The organism is Ochrobactrum sp. EDr1-4 (genome assembly GCF_049199085.1).
In the GTDB taxonomy this organism is placed as follows: Bacteria; Pseudomonadota; Alphaproteobacteria; order Rhizobiales; family Rhizobiaceae; genus Brucella.
Map to the genome: position 1 here is coordinate 1,162,530 of NZ_JBLZOF010000001.1, position 21,441 is coordinate 1,183,970.

Below are 21,441 nucleotides of genomic sequence, written 5' to 3' on the forward strand. Positions count from 1 at the left end.
ATGGCGCATCCAATTCCTGTTTCCGTGCTGACCGGCTTTCTTGGCTCGGGCAAGACCACGCTGCTAAATCGCTTGCTCAAAGACCCGGCGCTGACCGATACGGCTGTCATCATCAATGAGTTTGGTGAAGTCAGCATCGATCATCTGCTGGTTGAAGAAGCCAGTGAAGGCGTGATTGAGCTTGCCGATGGTTGCCTGTGCTGCACCGTGCGCGGCGAGTTGGTTGATACGCTGGCCGATTTGATTGACCGTCTTCAGACGGGCAAGATCAAGGCGTTGAAGCGGATAATCATTGAAACCACCGGTCTTGCAGATCCGGCACCCGTGCTGCATTCGATCATGGGGCATCCTGTTCTGATGCAGGCGCTGCGACTTGATGGTGTGCTGGCAACGGTTGATGCCGTCAATGGCATGACGACGCTCGATAATCATGAGGAAGCGGTCAAGCAGGCAGCAATGGCTGATCGTATTATCATCACCAAAGCGGATATGCCGGAAGCGCAGGCAGGGATTGGAGCGCTTAAAGCACGTTTGAAACTGCTTAATCCGGGCGCGGACATTCTGGAAGCGTCGGATACGCGCACGGGCTATGCGGCTCTGTTTGAATGCGGGCTTTATAATCCTGAGACCAAGACGGCAGATGTGCAGCACTGGCTGAACGCTGAAGCCTATGAAGATGATCATCATCACGATCATTCGCACCACGACCATGATCATGAGCATGTGTGTGGCCCTGATTGTGATCATGAACACCACCATCACCACCACCACCATCATCATCATCACGATGATGCGATCCGCTCTTTCTCGCTGCGCCACAAGGAACCGATTCCGTTCTCAACGTTCGAGATGTTTCTTGATCTGCTGCGCTCGACCCACGGCGAGAAGCTGTTGCGCGTGAAAGGCATTGTGCAGATTGCCGAAGACCCGGATCGTCCGCTGGTCATTCATGGTGTGCAGAAGATTTTCCATCCGCCCGCACGCCTGCCAAAATGGCCCAAAGACGAGCGTGAAACGCTTCTTGTGATGATCGTCAAGGATTTGCCGGAAGCCTATGTGCGCGAGCTTTTCGACGCATTTCTCGGCAAAGCGGGGATTGATCGTCCGGACCGTGCGGCGATGATGGACAATCCGCTGGCTATTCCCGGATTTTCTACGCGATAATTATTTTTTCTGAATGAGAAAACGGTGAAGGTTTTCATGGCGCTCTTGCGAAAGCAGAGCGTGTCCTTCCTGCGCGCAGAAATGTGGAAGATCAATGCCCGACAGCGGGTCGGTTGCTTCCACCCAAAGAAGCGCACCGGCTGGCATATCTTTCAGACGATTGCGCGTTTTCAAAACGGGAAGAGGGCATTTAAGCCCTCTTAGATCATAGACGGGAATGTCTTCACGCATTGCGTCTTAGTTTCCGCCGAGCTTCCACCATGCCTTTTTCTTTTCAGGCGCGGGTGCTGGCACAGTTTCTGCAACTGTGTTTGCCGTGGTCATGGGAGAGACCACAGCCGGGTTCTGTTGCGGAACAGGAACGGAAGCTGTCTGTGTCGCATCAACGACCGCTGGTGTTGCTGCAATTGCGGTGGCTGGCTGCACCGAGATCGGTGTTGCCGCAGGCGCAATATCTGGAGCATTTGGCGTTTCAGCCGATGTTGGCGAAAGCGACGGCGGTTCACGCGTTACTTTTTCGCCACGCGCACGTGCTGCACTCCATGCCGAGACGAGCTTGGCTTCCGAGATGCCCTGAATGGATGGCGAAGGCTTCTTCTGTGCTGCACTGAAAGCCGACTGGAAGGTCTTTTCATACGATGTTGTATAGGCCATCGATTCAGCATTGGCCGAAGGCGGGCAGGCATCGGTTGCCGAAAGCGGCTGGCCATCCGGCGTTGGTACGTTGAAGACATAACGCTTTTCGCAGACGTCAACTTTCGGCGGTACCTTGGTCGCTTCAAAAGTGTCGTAGCCCTGCTTAAGCATTTTCCAGAAGCCGTAATTCGGATCGCTCTTATAGCGTGACATATTGGCTGCTGTCATGCGGAACGGGAAAGCCTGAATCTGGAAATCACGCTGGCCACCCTTGAAGGCGTCACGCCCAAAGGCATAAATCTCGCTCACGCTTTCATCGGTCATAGAATAGCAGCCCGACGACGAACAAGCGCCATGGACCATCAGATTCTGTCCGGTGCGGTTGTGGGCGCGATCATAGGCATTCGGGAAGCCGATGTTGAAGGCGAGGTGATATTGCGAATTCGGGTTCATCTGGCCGGGGCGAACGTTATAGAAGCCCTCTGGCGCCTGACGATCACCCTCTACGAATTTCGGACCAAGTTTACCGGACCATTTGCAAATCTCATAAGATGCAATCTGATCGTACTTACCGTTATTCTTCTGCTTCCAGACTTCGAGGACGCCTTCTTCCTTGAAAATACGAACCATGACCGGCGATGTGCGCGTCATGCCCTTCGTCTTCATCTTGGCGACAATTTTCTCGGAAAGTGGCTTTTCAGCCCGCAGGCTGAGATCGGAAACGGACGAACCCTGACAACCCGCAAGCAAAGCGGAGGCCATGAGAGTTGCAAAAAGTGCGGTTCTGATCTTCATATCGCATCAAGCCTGTTTCGAAATCTGAATTTTCAGTATTCGTTTATTAACAACAAAACCTTTCGGTATCGTTGATAATTCCTTGCTCAAATACCTAAAAAACAGCGTGTCCGCAATATGGCGGAAATGGCGACATGATGCAAATCCGGCGCAGTTTGAGCTGCGCCGGGGCAAGTTTTTGAATTTTATAGTTAATTGAAGCTTAATCCGACCGGAGCGAAACTAGGATCGATAAGATTATGCTTGGAGTAAAAAAGTTTAGAGCGCCGATCTGACTAAATCAGATCGGAACAGGCTCTAAATATTTCTGCCGATCTCTAGGAATTTCTGGCGACGCTCTTGCTTGAGTGTTTCACCATCAACATCCTTCATCGAGCGCAGCGAGGCGGTGATGATGTCGCCAGCTGCCGCAATGGTCGATTCCTTGCCACGATGGGCGCCGCCGAGCGGTTCAGGAATAATGCCGTCGATGACCTTGAGGTCAAACAGATCCTGCGCAGTAATGCGCATATTGGATGCTGCATCCTTAGCGCGCGTAGAATCGTGCCAGAGGATCGATGCCGCACCTTCCGGCGAAATCACCGAATAGATCGAATGTTCAAGCATATAGACGCGGTTTGCCACGGCAATCGCAATCGCGCCGCCGGAGCCACCTTCACCGATGATGATCGAAATGACAGGCACACGCAGCTTGAGGCATTCGGCGGTGGAGCGTGCAATGGCTTCTGCCTGACCGCGTTCTTCCGCGCTCACGCCCGGATAAGCACCGGCGGTATCGACAAAAGTGATCAGCGGCAGCTGGAAACGGTCAGCCATTTCCATGATGCGCACGGCTTTGCGGTAACCTTCAGGACGGGCAGAGCCGAAATTGTGTTTAAGGCGCGTCTTGGTGTCCGAGCCTTTTTCCTGACCGAGAATTGCAACAGCCTGACCATTGAAGCGGGCAAAGCCGCCCTGAATGGCTTCGTCATTGGCAAACTGGCGGTCACCGGCCAAAGGCGTGAATTCGGTAAAAAGCGTGTTGATATATTCAAGGCAGTGCGGACGATCCGGGTGGCGGGCGATCTGCGCCTTCTGCCAAGGGGTCAGCTTGCGATAGATATCCTTGAGCGCATCGGCCGAGCGTTTCTCGAGACGGCTGATCTCGTCGCTCATCTCAACACTGCCCTGTTCCTGAGCGAGCTTTTTCAGCTCAAGGATCTGGCCTTCAAGGTCTGCGACGGGTTTTTCAAAATCGAGATAGTTATACATCGGGCCTGACTATTGTGCGTTTCCGGAGATGTTGGCCATAGAACAAGCCAGATAAAGGCTGTTTTACGGCGTCTTACATATTTACTTCGAGCGCATCTTGCAAATTTTTCTGAAATTCTCTTAAACGCCGCGCGCTTAATCGGCAAGCGGATGATGTTCACTTACCAGCTTATGCAGTCTTTCTTCCAGAACATGCGTATAAATTTGTGTCGTCGAAATGTCGGAGTGACCGAGCAATTGCTGCACAGTTCTCAGATCTGCGCCGTTCTGTAATAGATGGCTGGCAAAGGCGTGACGCAGCACATGCGGCGATATGGATGCGCTTGAAAGCCCAGCACGCGCTGCCAAAATTTTAAGCTCTCGGCCAAAAACCTGTCGTGCCAGATGCCCGCTTTCTGAATAAGCGGGAAACAGCCAAGGATTGTCATCGCTGCCGGACAAGGCATCGCGGACCACAATAAAGGCTTGCAGTGCTTCGCGCGCTTTGGGCGACAAAGGCACCATACGGTCTTTTGAGCCTTTGCCGCGTACAATCAGAAAACGATGGTCAGTGCGGGCGACACTGACAGGCAGCCCGACAAGCTCCGAGACACGCAAGCCAGTTGCATAAAGCGTTTCGAGAAGCGCATGAAGACGCAGAGCCTTGAAACGCTCTGCTGGTTCCGTTGCTTCTTGTGCTTCCAGCGCTGCGCGGTCCAGAAGACGGCCAACATTCTCGACGCTCATGATTTTTGGCAGTGGCTTTTGCTTTTTCGGTGCGTCAATGACGCTGGTCGGGTCATCCTGCCGAAAGCCTTCCGCATAGAGAAAGCGATAAAATTGTCTGAGTGCAGACAGGCGCCGTGCCTGTGATGTGGCGGCGAAGCCTTCATCGGCCATGCTATCGAGAACACGGCGAATATCATCGGTCTTTGCTTCAGCGAGATTGGTGCCGCGCGCTGTGAGTATATCGGCTGCCGCTTCCAGATCACGTTGATAGGATTCCAGCGTATTATGCGCTGCACCGCGTTCTGCACTCATCATTTCGAGGAAATTTTCAATCGCCAGTGATGCCCGCATGTCTATTCCTGACTATCCGTGTTGTCTTCCACCACTGGTGCTGGTTGTGGTGCTGGTTTTGACGGGGGGGCAATGACGGTCTGCTTCAACTTTGATGATGGAATCTCGACGGTGATTTCATGGGTGGTGGGTTTCACGAAACTGGCGAGTGAGAACATTGCGCCATAAATAATGGCAGCAATCACAGCGAGCAGAAGAAGAATGCGCGTCAGCGTGGGCATGAAGCGTTTATGCTGTGCTATTGAGACGAAAGCAAGGACTGCCCGCGCTTGGCACTAAAAAGCCGTAATTGGTTCAGTTTTGTGGATGAAAGCGATTGACGCCGCATGGTTTTTCCTATGGAACCGGAGGAAATGGATGAGGTCTATGAGCAGTACAGCAAAACAAACAGATTTTAACGACAAGGCGGACATGGTCCGCCAGCTTCTTGGCGCGAAAGTGGTTGTTCTTGTTGGGCTGATGGGTGCAGGCAAATCGACGGTTGGCCGCAAAGTGGCAACGATGCTCAATCTGCCGTTTAAAGACGCTGATAACGAAATCGAGTCGGCTGCCCGCATGAGTGTCCCGGAATTGTTCGACGCTTATGGCGAGGCAGAATTTCGTGATCTTGAACGACGTGTGATCCTACGTTTGCTTGAAGACGGTCCAATGGTACTCGCTACTGGTGGTGGCGCTTATATGAACGCTGAAACCCGTGAGGCGATTGCCGCAAACGGCGTTTCGATCTGGCTCAATGCTGAGCTGGATGTGTTGATGGACCGCGTTTCGCGTCGTCAAAACCGTCCGCTTCTGAAAAATGATGATCCGCGCGGCGTGATGCAGCGGCTGATGAATGAGCGCTATCCGATTTATGCGCTGGCTGATGTGCATGCCATGACTCGCGACGACAAAAAAGAAGTGATTGCCGGAGAGCTGATCGACGTTTTGATCGCGCATCTGGATAAAAGTCTGCCCGAGGGCGAAGCCTGATACTGATTTAGGAGACGATTTAAATGAATGCCCCTTTGAGTACCGACAGTGTAACAGTTCCGGTTTCGCTGGGGGACCGATCTTATGAAATCCTGATCGGCAAGGGGCTGGTTGCACGCGCTGGCGAAGAAGTTGCCAAGCGTCTGCCGGGCATTCGTGTAGCAATCGTCACCGATGAGAATGTCGCCAAAGCGCATCTTGAAGCACTCACAGAGAGTTTTGCCCGCGCTGGTATCGAATCAACGCCGGTTATCGTTGCTCCGGGCGAGAAGTCGAAGTCGTTTTCCGTGCTTGAAAGTGTCACCAATGCCGTGCTTGCAGCGCGTCTTGAGCGTGGTGACGCGGTGGTTGCTTTTGGCGGCGGCGTAGTCGGCGATTTGTCGGGCTTTGTTGCTGGGATCGTGCGTCGCGGCATGAATTTCGTGCAGATGCCAACCTCGCTGCTGGCGCAAGTGGATTCGTCCGTTGGCGGCAAGACCGGCATCAACACACAATATGGCAAGAACCTCGTTGGCGTTTTCTATCAGCCGCAGCTGGTGCTGGCGGATACCGATGTGCTCGACACGTTAAGCCCGCGCGAATTCCGTGCAGGCTATGCCGAAGTCGCAAAATACGGTCTGATTGATCGCCCGGATTTCTTTGCATGGCTTGAGAAAAACTGGGAAGCGGTTTTTGCAGGCGGTGCAGAACGTACACAAGCCATTGCTGAATCATGCCGCTCAAAGGCCGCAGTCGTCGCACGCGATGAGCATGAAAATGGTGATCGTGCGCTGCTAAATCTCGGTCATACATTTGGCCATGCGCTGGAAACAGCGACCGGATATGATTCAAGCCGTCTGGTGCATGGCGAAGGCGTTGCGATTGGTATGGCGCTTGCGCATCGTTTTTCGGTGAAGATGAATCTTTGCGGCATTGAAGACGCGGAACGCGTCGAGGCGCATCTGAAGACTGTTGGTCTGCCGACATCGCTAAATGATGTGCCGGGTGGTCTGCCGGACGCTGAAAAGCTGATGGACTACATTGCACAAGACAAAAAAGTCTCCCGCGGGGCGCTGACATTCATTCTGACACGCGGCATAGGCCAGTCATTCATTGCTAAGGATGTGCCGCCAGTGGCAGTGCTTGAGTTTCTTAAAGAACGGCTGATCGCCTGATGGCTGTTCCCGCAAACAAACAGGAATTGCTTGCGGCGATTGAAACCAATTATGCACGGCTGGCGCTTGATCTGCGTCGGGTGTCGCCTGAACAATACGCGCTCAAAACCATGGAAGGCCATGCCAAAGGCACGCTGATGAGCGTGCATGATCTGGTTGCCTATTTGGTTGGCTGGAACGAGCTGGTGCTGAAATGGTGCGAGCGCAAGGATCAGGGGCTTGCTGTTGATTTCCCGGAAACGGGTTTCAAATGGAATGAACTTGGTGCGCTCGCAGCCAAGTTTTATAGCGATTATGAAGATGTGCCGTTTGCCGAGCTTCTGTCACGCTTTGAAAGCGCGAAGAATGCGCTGGTCGCATTGATTACTGTGCGCACCGATGCAGAGCTTTATGGTGTTCAATGGTATGAGAAATATACGCTCGGGCGCATGATCCAGTTCAATACGTCCTCGCCCTATGCCAATGCGCGAGGCCGTCTGCGCAAATGGCTTAGAGCGCCGTGCGCCCTATCGGACGCACAAAGGACGCTCTAAATTATTAAAACTACGCATCGTGCTTTCCAAAAATCGATTCCGATTTTTGGGCCGATGCTGAAGGCTCAAGCGTAAGTAAAATCAGCGGCGGGTTGCTTCGCCGGGTGCGGAAGGCTCAAGTGCTAGGGCATGAACGCCGGTGTTGAGTTCATCTTTCAGCAGATCATTGATCGCGCGATGACGCGCAATGCGGCTTAAGCCTGTGAAAGCGTCAGACACGATGCGCACGCGAAAATGTGTTTCGCCGGTGCCGTCATAGACCTCATGTTCGCCACGATCTTCGTGATGATGGCCGGCATGGAGATGGCTTTCATTAATGATTTCAAGTTTTTCGGGGGCAAAAGCTGCTTGCAGTTTTGCTTCCATCGAAGATTGTTTGCTATTGTGAATGGACATTTGGGCCAGTTCTCCCCATATAGACGCTGTGCTTCATATAGACGTCGCCCCGGCGACAATCGGTGGGGCAAATCCGCACAGGAATTGTAATCTGCATTAAATTTTCGCCCTGACCTTGTGGCCAAAACCATTCAGGACGAAAAGTCAATTCTTGTTTCGTCACTCTTATTCCGCATAATCCGATTCGATGACAACGAACTCAAAATTTTTCGACAGCATCCGTATCCGTCCTAAGAAGGAAACGGAAAAGAAGTCCAGTGGTCCCTGCTGCCAATGGGATGGTTGCGACAAGCCTGGTACGCATCGTGCACCGGTTGGGCGTGAGCGTGAGGGCGAGTATCTGCATTTCTGCGTGGATCACGTCCGCGAATATAATAAGAATTTCAATTATTTCTCCGGTCTGAACGACGGCGATATTTCGAAATTCCAGAAGGATGCGATTACCGGCAATCGTCCGACATGGTCGACGACCTCCAATCCGACAGCATCGACACGCACGTCGCCCGATATGGCGAAACGGCGTTCGGGTTCTGCCGCCTATCAGAACCGCATGCGCGATCCGTTTGCCTTCGTGAATGATGCGAAAAGCAATCCCGGTACAGCCAAAGCTGTGCAGCGCAAACCGCGTACTTTGGAAATAAAGGCGCTTGCTACACTGGGTCTTGATGCGAATTCGACTAGCGATATGATTAAGTCGCGCTATAAAGAACTTGTGAAGCAACACCATCCCGATGCAAATGGTGGTGACCGCGGGTCTGAAGAAAGATTTCGCGACGTCATTCAGGCTTATCAATTGCTCAAGACGGCAGGTTTTTGCTAAAGCCTGTCTGGGCTTTGTGAAGTCGAGTATCAGGGCATTCTTTGCCCTGACGGACATTCATCTACTGCGCTTACGTGCAGATGCGATTACGGATGCCCGCAACTGAACTCAAGGGGCGCCATCCGGCTCGCCGGAAATCGGCCTCCTGATTGAATTTGAATGTCGCGGCAGGACAGTCCTGTCGCTCTGGAGGCATGATGAACAAGGTTGAGCGGGATATAGCCAATTTGCCGGATACCACGGTTTCGGTGCGCGAAGTGTTCGGAATTGATTCCGACATGCGTGTGCCAGCCTATGCGGCAGGCGATTCCTATGTGCCGGAAAAAGACCCGGATTATATTTTTGACCGCACCACGACGCTCGCGATCCTCGCAGGATTTGCCTATAATCGTCGCGTGATGGTTTCGGGTTATCACGGTACGGGTAAATCGACCCATATCGAACAGGTCGCAGCCCGCCTCAACTGGCCTTGTGTCCGTATCAATCTCGACAGCCATGTCAGCCGTATCGATCTCGTCGGTAAAGATGCAATCGTCGTCAAGGACGGGATGCAGGTTACCGAATTTAAAGACGGCATTCTGCCTTGGGCCTATCAGCACAATGTTGCGCTGGTTTTCGATGAATATGATGCCGGTCGCCCGGACGTTATGTTCGTGATCCAGCGCGTTCTGGAAACCTCGGGCCGTCTGACGCTTCTCGATCAGAGCCGCGTAATCCGTCCGCATCCGGCGTTCCGCCTGTTTGCGACCGCCAACACCGTTGGTCTTGGCGATACGACTGGCCTTTATCATGGCACGCAGCAGATCAATCAGGCACAGATGGACCGCTGGTCGATCGTGACGACGCTGAATTATCTGCCGCACGACAATGAAGTGAACATCATTCTCGCCAAGGCTAAGCATTATCAGAATGCTGAAGGTCGCGAGATCGTCAATAAGATGGTTCGCGTTGCCGACATGACTCGTCAGGCTTTCATCAATGGCGATCTTTCGACCGTGATGAGCCCGCGTACCGTCATTACCTGGTCTGAAAATGCCGCGATCTTCAACGATGTCGGCTTTGCATTCCGCCTGACCTTCCTCAACAAGTGCGATGAACTTGAGCGCCAGACTGTGGCTGAGTTCTATCAGCGTGCTTTCGGTGAGGAACTTCCAGAATCGGCTGCCAATATCGTTTTGGCATAAGACTGGATGATGCCTGCCGCTCATTAAGAGCGGCAGCGTTATATACAAAGGCAGGATAGGCAGATGTCGGGCCAGAAGTCAGGAATTGGCGATAATTCGCGCGAGCGCAAAAACGGACCCGTGGATTCGGAGCCGTTCAAGCGGGCGATGACCGTTACCATGCGCGCCATTTCCGGTGAGAACGAACTGGAAGTAGCTTTCAGCAATGATCGCCCAGCGCTGACGGGAAACCGTGCCCGCCTGCCTGATCTGCCAAAACGCCCGACTGCCCATGATGTTGCCGTCACACGCGGCCTTGGTGATTCCATGGCACTGCGTCAGGCTCGCCATAATGCCCGTATTCATGCAAGCCTTGCGCCGGAAGGCAAGCAGGCGCGTGCGATCTATGATGCGGTTGAGCAGGCGCGTGTCGAATCTATCGGTGCGCGCGCCATGGCAGGTGTTGCCGAAAATCTCTCAGTAATGCTGGCTGACAAATATGCCCGCGCCAATTTTTCCGCAGTGACTGACAAAGAAGATGCACCGCTTGAAGAAGCCGTGTCGCTACTGTTGCGTGAAAAACTGACCGGACGCAAAGCACCCGCTGAAGCTGGTCCTGTGCTTGATCTCTGGCGCGAATGGATCGAGCAGAAGGCTGGTCCTGAGCTCGCACGTCTTGGCGATAATCTCGAAGACCAGCAGGCTTTTGCGCGTACCGTGCGCGATATGCTGGCCTCGATGGATATGGCTGAGGAGCTTTCGCAGGAACAGCAGAGCGACGAGCAGGACGAGGATAACGAGCAGACGCCGGAGCAGGACGAAAACGAAGAAGGCGGCGAGGAAAATCAGGAAGGTTCTGATTCCGCTGAAAGCGACGAATCGGACAATTCCAGTGAAGAAGGCGAACAGGGCGAAATGGAAGCCACTGACGCCGCTTCCGATGATATGGATGACAGCGAGGATGTCGACGCGGAAACGCCGGGCGACACACGCCGTCAGAACCAGCCTTTCGCCAATTTCGCCGAGCATGTCGATTACAACGTCTTCACGCATGAATTTGATGAAGAGGTTGAGGCCGCGGATCTTTGTGATGAGGCGGAACTTGCTCGTCTGCGTGGCTTTCTCGACAAGCAACTGGCCAATCTTCAAGGCGTGGTTGGCAGGCTTGCTAACCGTTTGCAGCGTCGCCTGATGGCGCAGCAAAACCGCTCTTGGGACTTTGATCTGGAAGAGGGGTATCTCGATAGTGCGCGTCTGGTGCGTATCGTTATCGACCCAACGCAGCCGCTTTCCTATAAGATGGAGCGTGATACGGATTTCCGCGATACGGTTGTGACGCTGGTCATTGATAATTCTGGCTCCATGCGCGGTCGCCCAATTACAGTTGCGGCAACTTGCGCCGATATTCTGGCACGCACGCTCGAGCGTTGCGGCGTGAAGGTCGAAATTTTGGGCTTCACCACGAAGGCTTGGAAGGGCGGGCAATCACGCGAGGCATGGCTTGGCCGTGGTAAACCATCCAATCCGGGTCGCCTGAATGATTTGCGCCATATCGTTTATAAGCGCGCAGATGCGCCGTGGCGCCGTGCACGCAACAATCTCGGCCTGATGATGCGCGAAGGCCTGCTCAAGGAAAATATCGACGGCGAAGCGCTGATCTGGGCGCATCAGCGTCTGCTGGCACGTCCTGAACAGCGTAAGATCATGATGATGATTTCTGACGGTGCGCCGGTCGATGATTCCACGCTTTCGGTTAATCCGGGCAATTATCTTGAACGTCATTTGCGTGCGGTGATCGAAGAGATCGAAAATCGCTCACCGGTTGAGCTGATTGCCATTGGTATCGGCCATGATGTGACGCGCTATTATCAGCGCGCTGTGACCATTGTGGATGCTGAGGAGCTTGCCGGTGCGATGACTGAGCAGCTCGCATCGCTGTTTGAAGAACAGGGTGCAGGCGGGGCAGGGCGGGGACGCCGTGCCGGTAAACGCTAACGAAAAAAGGGGCTGTTTCAGCCCCCTTTTCTTATGCTTGCTGGCGTGTCGCTGCCAACACGATTTCGCGAATGCATACGCCCTGTGGCTGGTCGTAGGCATAGAGGATAGCGCGAGCAACATCGTCAGCTGCCAGCACAGGCGCGCCCATGCTCTTCTTCCAGTCCTCATAGCCAGCCTTGATGCTTGCATCATTGGTGTGGCTGAGAAGTTCGGTTTCAACGGCTCCCGGCGCAATCGTCACAACGCGCACGTCATGCGGTGAGAGTTCTTCGCGCAGATTTTCGGAAAGGCCGTGGACGGCGAATTTCGTGGCCGTATAAGCAACGTGATTGGCGAATGTCTTGCGGCCAGCCACCGAGCTGATGTTTATAATGGTGCCGCGCTTGCGTGCGACCATGCCAGCGGAGACAGCATGAATGCCGTTGAGCAAGCCCTTGACGTTGACCTCAAGCATTTTGTCCCATTCGTCCGGGTGCTGCTTGGTTGCATCGCCCAGCAGCATGACGCCGGCATTGTTGACGATCACATCGGCAGGGCCAAATTTCGCTTCAGCTTCGTGAACGGCAGCAAGCAGCGCTTTGCGATCCGTCACATCGACAGACTTGCACAATGTGTTTGGCAGATTGAGCTTTTCCATCGCGTCGAGACGACGTGCCAACAGCAGCTGTGGATGACCACGATCAGCAAACATCTTCGCTGTGGCGACGCCAATACCTGAACTCGCGCCGGTAATGATGACGAGCGGCAGCTTTCCCTTATTATCGGACATCTAATAAACCTCTATCTAAATATAAATATCTTCAGAAAAGCACAAAAGCCGAGGGCGAAATAAATCCACACAGCCTTTGCTAATTATAAACAATATAGAAACCGAGTCCGATAATTTATTCAGGATAGTTAATCATTAAAATTATCGGAGCGCGGTACATAAAGCTTACCGCGCTCTGAGGAAACTGAATTTTATTCAGATAAATGGATTGTGATTGCAGATCTATTTCGCACGATCCGGCGCATAAAGGCGTGGTGCAAAGACCGCCAGAATGGCGCCGTAAGGCACAAGCATCAGTGTTCCCATCACAACCTTCACAAAGAAGTCACCGATAGCCAGCGAAGCCCAGAGAGGCATTCCAAGGCCAAGGAAAGCGGCGGGATCGGTCAGGGATGAGTCGGGCAGGCCAGTTATGGCATCGAGCCATGCAAATTGCGCAGCGAAGGCGATGGAGAAGAACAATACCGTATCGACAATCGAGCCGAACATTGCTGCTGCAAAAGGTGCTTTCCACCATGTCTTCTTGCGTAGGCCATTGAAGACCGTAATGTCCATCAATTGCGCAATCAGAAATGCCGAGCCGGACGCAATAGCGATACGTGGTGTTGCCAGCCGGATCGACATTAATACGCCAAGCACAAAACCCGCATAGACAACTTTGCGCGCGGCAGCAGGGCCAAAGCGACGATTTGTCAGGTCATTGACGAGGAAGGCAAAAGGATAGGTGAAAGCGCCGTAAGTGAGCATTTCGCCGAGGCCAAAATGTTCAAACGGATATTGCACAAAGATATTGGAAGCGGCGACAGCCGCGCACATGCACAATATGGCCGGCAAAAGCCGGGACAAAGCAGGGCTTGTATTAAACATTTTTTTATCCTGGGTGATGTCACCAGTAAAAAAGGCTGACGCAAGTCAGCCTTTTTTGTCAAAACTTAAAAAGCTGATTGCTTATGCAGCAACTTCAGCCTGCTTCTTCGCGATCTGACGCTTCAGCAGGCGAGCGCGCTGCGAAAGTTCTTTGTCGTCTGACTTTGCGAGGAAAGCGTCGAGGCCACCGCGATGCTCAACTGAACGCAGAGCAGAAGCGGAAACGCGAAGACGGTAGCTCTGGCCGAGTACTTCGGACATAAGCGTTACATTGCAGAGGTTCGGCAGGAAGCGGCGACGCGTACGGTTGTTCGCGTGGCTGACATTGTTGCCGTACTGGACCGAGGTGCCGGTCAATTCACAAGCGCGGGACATTTTGGTCTCACCTTCAAATTTTTGTTTCTCAGGCCCCGACTCGAATGTCCGAATTCAACGCAATCATAGCAGTATTTCTGCTGCTGGCGCGCGATCTCGGACAGGCGGCCTATTGGGAAAGTCGCGTTTCTATAGTGAGACTAGCGATTACAGTCAAGATAGATTCCGTCAGCGTGACCTAAAGGCGCGCAATTCCGGCAGTTTTCAGCCCAGACCATGCCATCCGATCATAACTTTGCCAGCTTTTTCTGTTCGACACAGCATATCAATTAGAAATCTGGCGCAGATTTTGAGTTATTGATAGTCGAAAGCTTAAACGCAAGACACAGCATCTGTCGAGAAAGAGAATCGGTTACAGGTGAAGTTCATGGGTCGAGTGGCCGGGCATCATTCTTGCGAGGGGATTGATGCGACGCTGATAAGACGAAAGGAAAGTCTGGCATGATCATGCAATCGTATTTCCAGCAACCGGTTAACAAGCGGGTCATCAAGCGAAGACTTGCATTTCTTACCGGACTGACGATTGCGAGCATGTCGGTGATGAGTTCCGCTCAGGCAGATGATCTCTATCGGACCGAATACGATATTTCCATGTTTGCGCTTTCTATTGCGCGCTCTGCGATTGAGACGGTGGTTAAAGGTGCCAATTACGGCGTTAATGGCCGCTTTAAGACTTCCGGCATTGCTCGCATTTTTGATGATACCGATGGTACTGTTTATGTGGGCGGCAGTTCGACCCAGAGTAAGGTGACGCCGTCCGCCTTTGATCTCGCTTATAAGCATGGGCGAAAGAACAAGAGCACGACCATTCGCTTCTCTGGAGGAAATGTGACCTCTTCTGAGAATGTGCCGCCAGTCAAAAAACGCGATCCATGGGTGGAGATAACCCCGCAGGACCTTGTTAATGTCAGTGATCCGCTCAGCGCGCTGATGATTCCGACCAAAGACCCGAAGGCCGTCTGCAACCGCACACTTCGCGTTTTCGATGGTCAGACCCGCGCTGATATAATTTTGAGTTTTAACGGCACCGAATCCTTCACTACCAAAGGCTTTACCGGCGAATCGGTGATTTGCTCGGCAAAATTTGTGCCGCTTGCTGGTTATCAAAAGGGCAAGAAGGCCATTGATTATCTTGCCAATCGCAGCAAGATCACGATCTCGTTTGCTTCGCTTGGCAATTCAGGCATCTATGCTCCGGTGGTGGCGCGCATTGGTACCCAGCTCGGAACGCTGAAAATCGAAGCAACGCGGTTCGAGAAAATTCAGCAATAAGTTTGAATTTCAATGCTTCGGATGCAGGCATTCGTCGTGATTGCCGAGAATTTCGATAACCCGGCACTGGTCAATGCGGCCATGTGCCGTGCAGTCGAGCATCCGCAAAAGCTCCGTTTTCAATGATGTCAGTTTCGCGATGCGATGTTCAACATCGATCAGACGTGCGCGCGCAATAGAATCAGCCGCAGAGCAGGACTGGTCGGGGTTGTCCTGAAGGTCCAAAAGCGTGCGGATTGCATCGACCTCAAAACCCAAATCGCGCGCATGGCGGATGAAAAGCAGCCGCTGAATATCGGCATTGTCATAAAGGCGGCGATTGCCTTCCGTGCGTGGTGGCACTGGCAGCAGCCCGATTTGCTCGTAATAACGAATGGTTGGCACTTTCACACCGCTGGCTTTTGATGCCTCGCCAATCGGAACATTAGTGATCATTTTTTCTCTTGCTCCTCTAGTCACTAGAGGATGTAAACCTTGTTTCAGGGAATTCAAGAGAGAAGCCGTGCCAGACCATTTCTGGGCAATTTTCTGGGGCAGATGATGAGCCATACCGAACGTACAAAACATCACGACCACGATCATGAACATAGCCATGATCATGCTGGCTGTAGCGGCCATCATCACGACCATGATCATGAGCATGATGAAACCGAAGCAAAGCCGATTGCAGCCAGTGCTGATAGTCTTCGTTTTAGCATTGAAGGCATGGATTGTGCGTCCTGCGCGACGAAGATCGATACGGCTGTGCGCCGTGTTGGTGGCGTACAGGATGTTTCGGTTTCTGTGACCAATGGTACTATGACCGTCAATCATGACGGTTCAGTCAGCCTTGATGAGATCGCTGCGAAGGTTACATCTCTGGGCTATAAGGCCAGCGCGCAATCACCTGCTCATGCGACACCGAAGCCAACCGCTCGCGCAAAGCCGAAGCGGTGGTGGCAAACTGACAAGGGTCAGATGATGCTTGCCTGTGGTGGCGGTCTGGTGCTGGCTTATATTGTGGGCCATCTTTATCCGCCGATTGCGTTGTGGGCGTTCACAGCAGCTATGCTGATCGGCTTGATACCGATTGCAAAACGCGCTTATTCGGCTGCGATTAATGGCACGCCGTTTTCCATAGAAATGCTGATGACGATTGCTGCTATCGGCGCGGTTATCATTGGTGCGACAGAAGAAGCGGCAGCTGTCGTATTCCTGTTTCTGGTTGGCGAATTGCTGGAAGGTGTGGCTGCTGGCAAAGCGCGTGACAGTATTCAATCGCTGACTGCCCTTGTGCCGAAGACCGCTTTTCTCGAAAGCAATGGCACAACGAAAGAAGTGCCAGCGGAAGAACTCAAAGTTGGCGATGTGATTGCCGTGCGTCCGGGCGACCGTATGCCTGCCGATGGCGAGATTATTTCTGGCGAAAGTGCTATCGATGAAGCGCCGGTGACAGGCGAAAGCACGCCGGTTGGCAAAGCCGTCGGTGACAGCGTGTTTGCCGGAACGATCAATGGCGATGGTGTGCTGCGTGTGAAAGTGACGGCGGTAGCACAGGATAACACCATTGCGCGTGTTGTTCGGCTTGTTGAAGAAGCACAGGAAGCCAAAGCACCCACAGAGCGTTTCATCAATCGCTTCTCGACCTATTATACGCCGGGTGTGGTGGTGGTTGCAGCTCTCGTTGCCATTCTGCCGCCGCTTGTGGCAGGTGCTGAATGGGGCGAGTGGATTTACAAGGGGCTGGCTATTCTGCTGATTGGCTGCCCCTGTGCGCTGGTCATTTCGACCCCTGCGGCCATTGCAGCTTCGCTATCATCTGGTGCGCGTCGCGGGCTATTGCTGAAGGGTGGCGCGGTTCTGGAGACTATCGGAAAGATCACGACCGCTTGTTTCGACAAGACCGGCACGCTTACCGAAGGTAAGCCTCAAGTGACCGATGTTCTCTCTGGCGCACTTTCAGAAGATGAAGTGCTGCGTCTTTCTGCATCGCTCGATGCAGGTTCCAGTCATCCGCTGGCATTGGCGATTGTTTCGGCATCGGATGCGCGTGGTCTGAAAATCTCGGCAGTTTCGACCGGCAAGGCACATGGCGGCAAGGGCGTGTCGGGTACGGCAGACGGGATTGAGCTGTTTCTTGGTTCGCGCAAAGCTGCCAATGAAATCTCTGCCATTCCGGACGAACTTGCTGCCCGCATTGCAGCCTGCAACGATGAAGGCAAGACGGTTTCGGTTCTGGTGGCGGATGGCAAAATCGCGGGCGCTATCGCTATGCGCGATGAGCCTCGCGCCGATGCGATTGCAGGGCTAAAGACGCTGAAAGCTGCCGGTATTCGCACTGTTATGCTGACCGGCGATAATCGTCGCACAGCAGAAGCCATCGGCAAGGATCTTGATATTGAGGTGCGTGCCGAACTTCTGCCAGAAGACAAACAGCGTATTGTCGGTGAGTTCCGCAATGAAGGTCAGATTGTTGCAAAGGTCGGCGACGGTATCAATGATGCGCCAGCACTTGCAGCGGCTGATGTTGGCATCGCCATGGGTGGCGGTACTGATGTTGCGCTGGAAACGGCGGACGCGGCCGTGCTGCACGGACGTGTAGGCGATGTGGCCGCAATGGTCGATCTCTCCAAGCGGACAATGCGCAACATTCATCAGAACATTGCAATCGCGCTTGGGCTGAAAGCTGTGTTTCTCGTGACGACAGTGCTGGGTATTACTGGCCTCTGGCCAGCCATTCTGGCTGATACGGGCGCAACCGTTCTGGTCACGATCAATGCGCTGCGGCTTTTGCGGCAACCGTCTTAAAGGAAAAACCGGCGAAGTCTCCTTCGCCGGTTTTTTAAAACCTATTCGCCAATCAGTTCGCGGATACGATCACCATTTTGCTTGGCAAAGGTGACATGCTCCGGATTGATTTGTTTCACTTCATCAACAAGCTGGTCTTCTTCTTCGGCATCCGCTGCTGCAAGCCCACTCATCATCGCGAAATAGGCGAGCAGATAATCCCGGGGTGCGATGTTCTCCGCCTTCATCACTTCCACGACCTGTGGGCGCGACTCAATGCTTTTGACCATGGAATCCATCGACGGTCGCGCATCCAGACCTTCTTCAGCGGTCGGTGAAAGCTGCATATCTTCAAGCTTGTTATGGATTTTCAACATACGGTCCAGCAGGTCTTCGCTGAGCTTGAAATTGTTGATTTCTGCTGGTGTTTGCAAAGGTGTCGCAATCGCGAGAATGTCTTCCGCAAAAGCTGTTTTGACGGTTTGCGGCACGATCACAAGCGAGAGGCCGAGAAGAGCTGCTGTCTGGAAGCGTTTAATTGGGAAAATCTTTGTCATGATAGAATCCTAGAATAAATCCTTGCGCTTACGGATTTCCGCAAAAACAGCTTCATCAGTTGCATTCTGCATCCCAAGACGGGTGCGAATGCGGGCATCGTGCCAGCGCAGAAACGGATTGGTTGCCATTTCAAGCGCTATGCTGGTGGGTAGCGTCATCTTATCAGCCGCACGCAGCCGCGCAATCTCTGCTGAACGCTCTTTTAAAGCCGAATTGTCAGGATCGATGGTGAGGGCAAAACGCGCATTGCTTTGCGTATATTCATGGCCGCAATAGACTTGTGTGTCGCCGGGTAGCGCCACAAGCTTTTGCAACGACTGGAACATCGTACCGGGTGTGCCTTCCAGCAGCCGTCCACAGCCCAGCGCGAAAAGCGTATCACCAGTGAACACTATTTTTGCTTCCGGTAGGTAGAAGGAAATCTCGCCTGCCGTGTGGCCGGGTGTGGAGATTACTTTGACCTTGAAAAGTCCGAAGGTGAACTCGTCGCCATCTTGCACGGTGCGGTCGAGTGTCGGAATTTTATCGGCCTCAGCCTTTGGGCCGATGATGCTAACGCCGAACTTGGCCTTGAGTGCTGTATTGCCTTCTACATGGTCGAGGTGATGATGCGTTGTAAAGATGAAATCGAGCGTCCAGCCCCGGCGCTTGAGAGCGCTTTCAACGGCTGCCGCGTCGGGCGCATCAATTGCCGCCGTCAGATCGCTTTCTGGATCGTGGATGAGAACGCCATAATTATCGCTGCGGCAGATGAATTGTTCAATGTCCAGCCTTTTGTCGATTTGGGACATGGCGTCCTCCTTGATGACTTTTAGTCTTTACGGGCTTCGGGCAAAGTGTGCTTCTGGATAAGCGGCATTTGTAAAAGTGTGAAGACAACGGTGATCGGCATGATGCCCCAGACCTTGAAGGAAACCCAGGCATCGGTCGAAAAATTGCGCCAGACCACTTCATTCACCACCGCGAGGAAGATGAAGAACAGCCCCCAGCGGAAAGTGAGCTTCCGCCAGCCTTCGGCATCGAGCTTGAAAGCCGAATCAAACACATAGCCGAGCAGGGATTTGCCGAAGAACAGTCCGCCGAGCAGGATCGCACCAAACAGCGTATTGACGATGGTCGGCTTCATCTTGATGAAGGTGTCATTGTGCAGCCAGAGCGTCAGCGCGCCAAACACCAGAACCACAATGCCGGAAATAAGCGGCATCATCGGCAACGTGCGTGTCAGCGACCATGAAACCGCAAGCGCGATAACCGTCGCAACCATGAAGAGCGCTGTTGCCAGAAAGATCGGTTCACCGATCTTGGCGAGTATTGGAAAGCTCTCGATCAGATTTTCGCCGCGTGCATTGGCGAAAAAGAAAACCAGCAGCGGTCCGAGTTCCAGCGCAAGCTTGAGCAGCGGTGCGATTTCCTTGCGTTCGGCTTCGGTCTTTTGTGAAGGATCGCGCTCAAAAACCGGGTGTTGCATCAGGCTGTTCCTGCGATAGCGCGGGCAAAATCATTGGCCGCAAAGGGTTCCAGATCGTCGACACCTTCGCCGACGCCAATGAAATAGATCGGTAGTTTGTGTTTGGCCGAAATCGCCACCAGAATGCCGCCGCGTGCCGTGCCGTCCAGTTTGGTCATGACAAGGCCGTTGACGCCAGCGATATTCTTGAAAATCTCAACCTGATTGAGCGCATTCTGGCCGGTAGTGGCATCTAGCGTTTGCAGAACGGTATGCGGCGCTTCCGGATCATGCTTGCCAAGAACGCGAACGATCTTTGCAAGTTCATCCATAAGCTCGGCTTTGTTCTGCAAACGGCCAGCCGTATCGATGATGAGAACGTCGCTGCCCGCGTCTTTTGCCTGCTGCCATGCGTCATAGGCGAGACCTGCCGCGTCCGCTCCGAGCTTGCTCGAAACAACCGGCGAGCCGGTGCGCTCACCCCAAATATGAAGCTGTTCAATGGCGGCGGCACGGAATGTATCGCCCGCTGCAAGCATGACCTTAAGGCCGCCAGCGGTCAGTTTTGCGGCAAGTTTGCCGATGGTTGTGGTTTTGCCCGTGCCGTTAACACCGACAACCAGAATGACATGCGGCTTATGCGAAAGATCAAGTTCCAGCGGCTTTGCGACCGGACCAAGCACTTTCTCGATTTCCGCGCTCATGATGTTGCGGACTTCTTCGCCGGTCACGTCCTTGCCGTAGCGGCCAGACGAGAGCGCATCAGTTACGCGCATAGCGGTTTCAAGTCCGAGATCGGCCTGAATGAGCACGTCTTCCAAATCCTGTAACGTGTCTTCATCCAGCTTGCGCTTGGTGAAAATGCCGCTGATGGAATCACTTAGTGAATTGGAAGAGCGCAGCAGACCACGACGCAGACGCTCGAACCACGAAAGCTTTGGCTCAGGTGCAGCCTCAACCGGCGTTTCGTCCTGATGTTCTTCAACGGCCTTTGCGACCTTGACCTTTTTAGGCTTAACCGGCTCTGGCTGCGGTGCGACTTCAACCACTTCCACGACTGGAGCGTCAGAAGCTTCCGCGATTTCCGGCTGTTCGGGTTCGACAACGACTTCCGGCTCCGGCTTCACAACAGGTTCCGGCGCTGGCGTTTCCACCACGATTGGTTCCATAACGGGAGGCTGCTCAATCGGAATTTCGATCTCGGCAACCGGATGTTCGATCACAGCGACGGGTTCTTCAACCGGCTCTGGCTCTGGAACGACTTGAGGTGCTTCAGGTTCGGCGACGACCACTTCGGCAGCAGGAATTTCAGCTTTTTCAGATACTTCGACGGCTTCCGGAAGCGCTGCTTCCACAGCATCGGGAGCCGATTGTTCGACCGGCTTTTCCTCGACCTCCTTCTTGCCGAAGGAGAACATTTTCTTAATGAAACCCATTGCCATGAATTTT

24 protein-coding genes are annotated in these 21,441 nt (G+C 53.3%); 10 read left to right on the forward strand and 14 right to left on the reverse strand.

All coding sequences use genetic code 11. The annotated features are described in order from the left end of the window. The gene (locus tag ACOZHT_RS05710) at positions 1–1,164 is read left to right on the forward strand and encodes a GTP-binding protein (protein WP_339509059.1); all 1,164 of its coding nucleotides are present in this window, start codon (positions 1–3) and stop codon (positions 1,162–1,164) included. On the opposite strand, the gene ACOZHT_RS05715 is transcribed toward ACOZHT_RS05710, so the two are convergent. From ACOZHT_RS05715 to ACOZHT_RS05735, 5 genes are all read right to left on the reverse strand, one after another. Next, a complete protein-coding gene (locus ACOZHT_RS05715; protein ID WP_339509058.1) occupies positions 1,165–1,395 on the reverse strand; it encodes a sulfurtransferase TusA family protein in 231 nt (76 codons plus the stop codon). Positions 1,396–1,401: 6 nt separating this feature from the next. Beyond that, entirely contained in the window at positions 1,402–2,595 is a 1,194-nt protein-coding gene (locus ACOZHT_RS05720) for a hypothetical protein (RefSeq protein ID WP_339509057.1), read from the reverse strand. 297 nt (positions 2,596–2,892) lie between these two features. Next, complete coding sequence (locus ACOZHT_RS05725) at positions 2,893–3,846, reverse strand: acetyl-CoA carboxylase carboxyltransferase subunit alpha (protein ID WP_339509056.1); 954 nt, start codon at positions 3,844–3,846, stop codon at positions 2,893–2,895. A gap of 135 nt (positions 3,847–3,981) precedes the next feature. Then, entirely contained in the window at positions 3,982–4,905 is a 924-nt protein-coding gene (gene xerD, locus ACOZHT_RS05730; protein WP_339509055.1) for a site-specific tyrosine recombinase XerD, read from the reverse strand. Positions 4,906–4,907: 2 nt separating this feature from the next. Continuing rightward, complete coding sequence (locus ACOZHT_RS05735; RefSeq protein ID WP_339509054.1) at positions 4,908–5,126, reverse strand: hypothetical protein; 219 nt, start codon at positions 5,124–5,126, stop codon at positions 4,908–4,910. Positions 5,127–5,271: 145 nt separating this feature from the next. Between ACOZHT_RS05735 and ACOZHT_RS05740 the strand changes: the two genes are divergently transcribed. From ACOZHT_RS05740 to ACOZHT_RS05750, 3 genes are read left to right on the forward strand one after another with little or no spacing between them, the layout of a single operon-like run. Beyond that, a complete protein-coding gene (locus ACOZHT_RS05740; protein WP_339509053.1) occupies positions 5,272–5,874 on the forward strand; it encodes a shikimate kinase in 603 nt (200 codons plus the stop codon). A gap of 23 nt (positions 5,875–5,897) precedes the next feature. Next, entirely contained in the window at positions 5,898–7,028 is a 1,131-nt protein-coding gene (gene aroB, locus ACOZHT_RS05745) for a 3-dehydroquinate synthase (RefSeq protein ID WP_339509052.1), read from the forward strand. Next, the gene (locus ACOZHT_RS05750; protein ID WP_339509051.1) at positions 7,028–7,561 is read left to right on the forward strand and encodes a ClbS/DfsB family four-helix bundle protein; all 534 of its coding nucleotides are present in this window, start codon (positions 7,028–7,030) and stop codon (positions 7,559–7,561) included. Before aroB ends, ACOZHT_RS05750 begins: the two co-directional genes overlap by 1 nt. A gap of 81 nt (positions 7,562–7,642) precedes the next feature. Here ACOZHT_RS05750 and ACOZHT_RS05755 read toward each other — a convergent pair whose 3' ends face one another. Next, on the reverse strand, positions 7,643–7,957 hold the full coding sequence (locus ACOZHT_RS05755) for a BolA family protein (RefSeq protein WP_339509050.1): 315 nt from the start codon (positions 7,955–7,957) through the stop codon (positions 7,643–7,645). A 187-nt stretch (positions 7,958–8,144) separates the two neighbouring features. Between ACOZHT_RS05755 and ACOZHT_RS05760 the strand changes: the two genes are divergently transcribed. The 3 genes from ACOZHT_RS05760 (at position 8,145) to cobT (ending at position 11,935) form a co-directional block, all read left to right on the forward strand. After that, positions 8,145–8,777, forward strand: coding sequence for a J domain-containing protein (locus ACOZHT_RS05760; RefSeq protein ID WP_339509049.1), 633 nt, complete (start codon positions 8,145–8,147; stop codon positions 8,775–8,777). 197 nt (positions 8,778–8,974) lie between these two features. Beyond that, positions 8,975–9,961: a cobaltochelatase subunit CobS gene (gene cobS / locus ACOZHT_RS05765; protein WP_094505818.1), complete on the forward strand. Its 987-nt coding sequence runs from the start codon at positions 8,975–8,977 to the stop codon at positions 9,959–9,961. A 63-nt stretch (positions 9,962–10,024) separates the two neighbouring features. Then, on the forward strand, positions 10,025–11,935 hold the full coding sequence (gene cobT, locus ACOZHT_RS05770; protein WP_339509048.1) for a cobaltochelatase subunit CobT: 1,911 nt from the start codon (positions 10,025–10,027) through the stop codon (positions 11,933–11,935). Positions 11,936–11,966: 31 nt separating this feature from the next. On the opposite strand, the gene ACOZHT_RS05775 is transcribed toward cobT, so the two are convergent. The 3 genes from ACOZHT_RS05775 to rpmB form a co-directional block, all read right to left on the reverse strand. Then, positions 11,967–12,707, reverse strand: coding sequence for an SDR family oxidoreductase (locus tag ACOZHT_RS05775; RefSeq protein WP_339509047.1), 741 nt, complete (start codon positions 12,705–12,707; stop codon positions 11,967–11,969). Between the two features lie 222 nt (positions 12,708–12,929). After that, positions 12,930–13,574: a VUT family protein gene (locus ACOZHT_RS05780; RefSeq protein WP_421565366.1), complete on the reverse strand. Its 645-nt coding sequence runs from the start codon at positions 13,572–13,574 to the stop codon at positions 12,930–12,932. Between the two features lie 81 nt (positions 13,575–13,655). Further along, a complete protein-coding gene (gene rpmB / locus ACOZHT_RS05785; RefSeq protein ID WP_094578447.1) occupies positions 13,656–13,949 on the reverse strand; it encodes a 50S ribosomal protein L28 in 294 nt (97 codons plus the stop codon). Positions 13,950–13,993: 44 nt separating this feature from the next. On the opposite strand from rpmB, the gene ACOZHT_RS05790 reads away from it, so the two are divergent. Both ACOZHT_RS05790 and ACOZHT_RS05795 read left to right on the forward strand, forming a co-directional pair. Continuing rightward, positions 13,994–14,131 (forward strand): hypothetical protein, encoded by a 138-nt coding sequence (locus ACOZHT_RS05790; protein WP_339509045.1) that lies wholly within the window; start codon positions 13,994–13,996, stop codon positions 14,129–14,131. 265 nt (positions 14,132–14,396) lie between these two features. Next, entirely contained in the window at positions 14,397–15,221 is an 825-nt protein-coding gene (locus ACOZHT_RS05795) for a DUF3108 domain-containing protein (RefSeq protein WP_421565399.1), read from the forward strand. A gap of 9 nt (positions 15,222–15,230) precedes the next feature. Here ACOZHT_RS05795 and ACOZHT_RS05800 read toward each other — a convergent pair whose 3' ends face one another. Next, on the reverse strand, positions 15,231–15,653 hold the full coding sequence (locus ACOZHT_RS05800) for a helix-turn-helix domain-containing protein (protein ID WP_339509505.1): 423 nt from the start codon (positions 15,651–15,653) through the stop codon (positions 15,231–15,233). Positions 15,654–15,761: 108 nt separating this feature from the next. Between ACOZHT_RS05800 and ACOZHT_RS05805 the strand changes: the two genes are divergently transcribed. Continuing rightward, positions 15,762–18,008: a heavy metal translocating P-type ATPase gene (locus ACOZHT_RS05805; RefSeq protein WP_421565367.1), complete on the forward strand. Its 2,247-nt coding sequence runs from the start codon at positions 15,762–15,764 to the stop codon at positions 18,006–18,008. Positions 18,009–18,049: 41 nt separating this feature from the next. Here ACOZHT_RS05805 and ACOZHT_RS05810 read toward each other — a convergent pair whose 3' ends face one another. The 4 genes from ACOZHT_RS05810 to ftsY are packed head-to-tail and all read right to left on the reverse strand — an operon-like array spanning position 18,050 to position 21,434. Beyond that, a complete protein-coding gene (locus ACOZHT_RS05810) occupies positions 18,050–18,544 on the reverse strand; it encodes a hypothetical protein (protein ID WP_339509042.1) in 495 nt (164 codons plus the stop codon). A gap of 9 nt (positions 18,545–18,553) precedes the next feature. Continuing rightward, positions 18,554–19,336, reverse strand: a complete 783-nt coding sequence (gene gloB, locus ACOZHT_RS05815; RefSeq protein WP_339509041.1) for a hydroxyacylglutathione hydrolase — start codon at positions 19,334–19,336, stop codon at positions 18,554–18,556. A 20-nt stretch (positions 19,337–19,356) separates the two neighbouring features. After that, positions 19,357–20,013 (reverse strand): septation protein A, encoded by a 657-nt coding sequence (locus ACOZHT_RS05820; RefSeq protein WP_339509040.1) that lies wholly within the window; start codon positions 20,011–20,013, stop codon positions 19,357–19,359. After that, positions 20,013–21,434 carry a signal recognition particle-docking protein FtsY gene (gene ftsY / locus ACOZHT_RS05825; protein ID WP_339509039.1) on the reverse strand — a complete coding sequence of 474 codons (1,422 nt, stop codon included), beginning with the start codon at positions 21,432–21,434 and terminating at the stop codon, positions 20,013–20,015. Before ftsY ends, ACOZHT_RS05820 begins: the two co-directional genes overlap by 1 nt. Positions 21,435–21,441: the final 7 nt, after the last annotated feature.

Coding starts and splice junctions, on each gene's coding strand:
- ACOZHT_RS05710 (WP_339509059.1), top strand. CDS start 1: ATGGCGCATCCAATTCCTGTTTCCGTGCTGACCGGCTTTCTTGGCTCG.
- ACOZHT_RS05715 (WP_339509058.1), bottom strand. CDS start 1,395: ATGCGTGAAGACATTCCCGTCTATGATCTAAGAGGGCTTAAATGCCCT.
- ACOZHT_RS05720 (WP_339509057.1), bottom strand. CDS start 2,595: ATGAAGATCAGAACCGCACTTTTTGCAACTCTCATGGCCTCCGCTTTG.
- ACOZHT_RS05725 (WP_339509056.1), bottom strand. CDS start 3,846: ATGTATAACTATCTCGATTTTGAAAAACCCGTCGCAGACCTTGAAGGC.
- xerD (WP_339509055.1), bottom strand. CDS start 4,905: ATGCGGGCATCACTGGCGATTGAAAATTTCCTCGAAATGATGAGTGCA.
- ACOZHT_RS05735 (WP_339509054.1), bottom strand. CDS start 5,126: ATGCCCACGCTGACGCGCATTCTTCTTCTGCTCGCTGTGATTGCTGCC.
- ACOZHT_RS05740 (WP_339509053.1), top strand. CDS start 5,272: ATGAGCAGTACAGCAAAACAAACAGATTTTAACGACAAGGCGGACATG.
- aroB (WP_339509052.1), top strand. CDS start 5,898: ATGAATGCCCCTTTGAGTACCGACAGTGTAACAGTTCCGGTTTCGCTG.
- ACOZHT_RS05750 (WP_339509051.1), top strand. CDS start 7,028: ATGGCTGTTCCCGCAAACAAACAGGAATTGCTTGCGGCGATTGAAACC.
- ACOZHT_RS05755 (WP_339509050.1), bottom strand. CDS start 7,957: ATGTCCATTCACAATAGCAAACAATCTTCGATGGAAGCAAAACTGCAA.
- ACOZHT_RS05760 (WP_339509049.1), top strand. CDS start 8,145: ATGACAACGAACTCAAAATTTTTCGACAGCATCCGTATCCGTCCTAAG.
- cobS (WP_094505818.1), top strand. CDS start 8,975: ATGAACAAGGTTGAGCGGGATATAGCCAATTTGCCGGATACCACGGTT.
- cobT (WP_339509048.1), top strand. CDS start 10,025: ATGTCGGGCCAGAAGTCAGGAATTGGCGATAATTCGCGCGAGCGCAAA.
- ACOZHT_RS05775 (WP_339509047.1), bottom strand. CDS start 12,707: ATGTCCGATAATAAGGGAAAGCTGCCGCTCGTCATCATTACCGGCGCG.
- ACOZHT_RS05780 (WP_421565366.1), bottom strand. CDS start 13,574: ATGTTTAATACAAGCCCTGCTTTGTCCCGGCTTTTGCCGGCCATATTG.
- rpmB (WP_094578447.1), bottom strand. CDS start 13,949: ATGTCCCGCGCTTGTGAATTGACCGGCACCTCGGTCCAGTACGGCAAC.
- ACOZHT_RS05790 (WP_339509045.1), top strand. CDS start 13,994: ATGTCCGAATTCAACGCAATCATAGCAGTATTTCTGCTGCTGGCGCGC.
- ACOZHT_RS05795 (WP_421565399.1), top strand. CDS start 14,397: ATGCAATCGTATTTCCAGCAACCGGTTAACAAGCGGGTCATCAAGCGA.
- ACOZHT_RS05805 (WP_421565367.1), top strand. CDS start 15,762: ATGAGCCATACCGAACGTACAAAACATCACGACCACGATCATGAACAT.
- ACOZHT_RS05810 (WP_339509042.1), bottom strand. CDS start 18,544: ATGACAAAGATTTTCCCAATTAAACGCTTCCAGACAGCAGCTCTTCTC.
- gloB (WP_339509041.1), bottom strand. CDS start 19,336: ATGTCCCAAATCGACAAAAGGCTGGACATTGAACAATTCATCTGCCGC.
- ACOZHT_RS05820 (WP_339509040.1), bottom strand. CDS start 20,013: ATGCAACACCCGGTTTTTGAGCGCGATCCTTCACAAAAGACCGAAGCC.
- ftsY (WP_339509039.1), bottom strand. CDS start 21,434: ATGGCAATGGGTTTCATTAAGAAAATGTTCTCCTTCGGCAAGAAGGAG.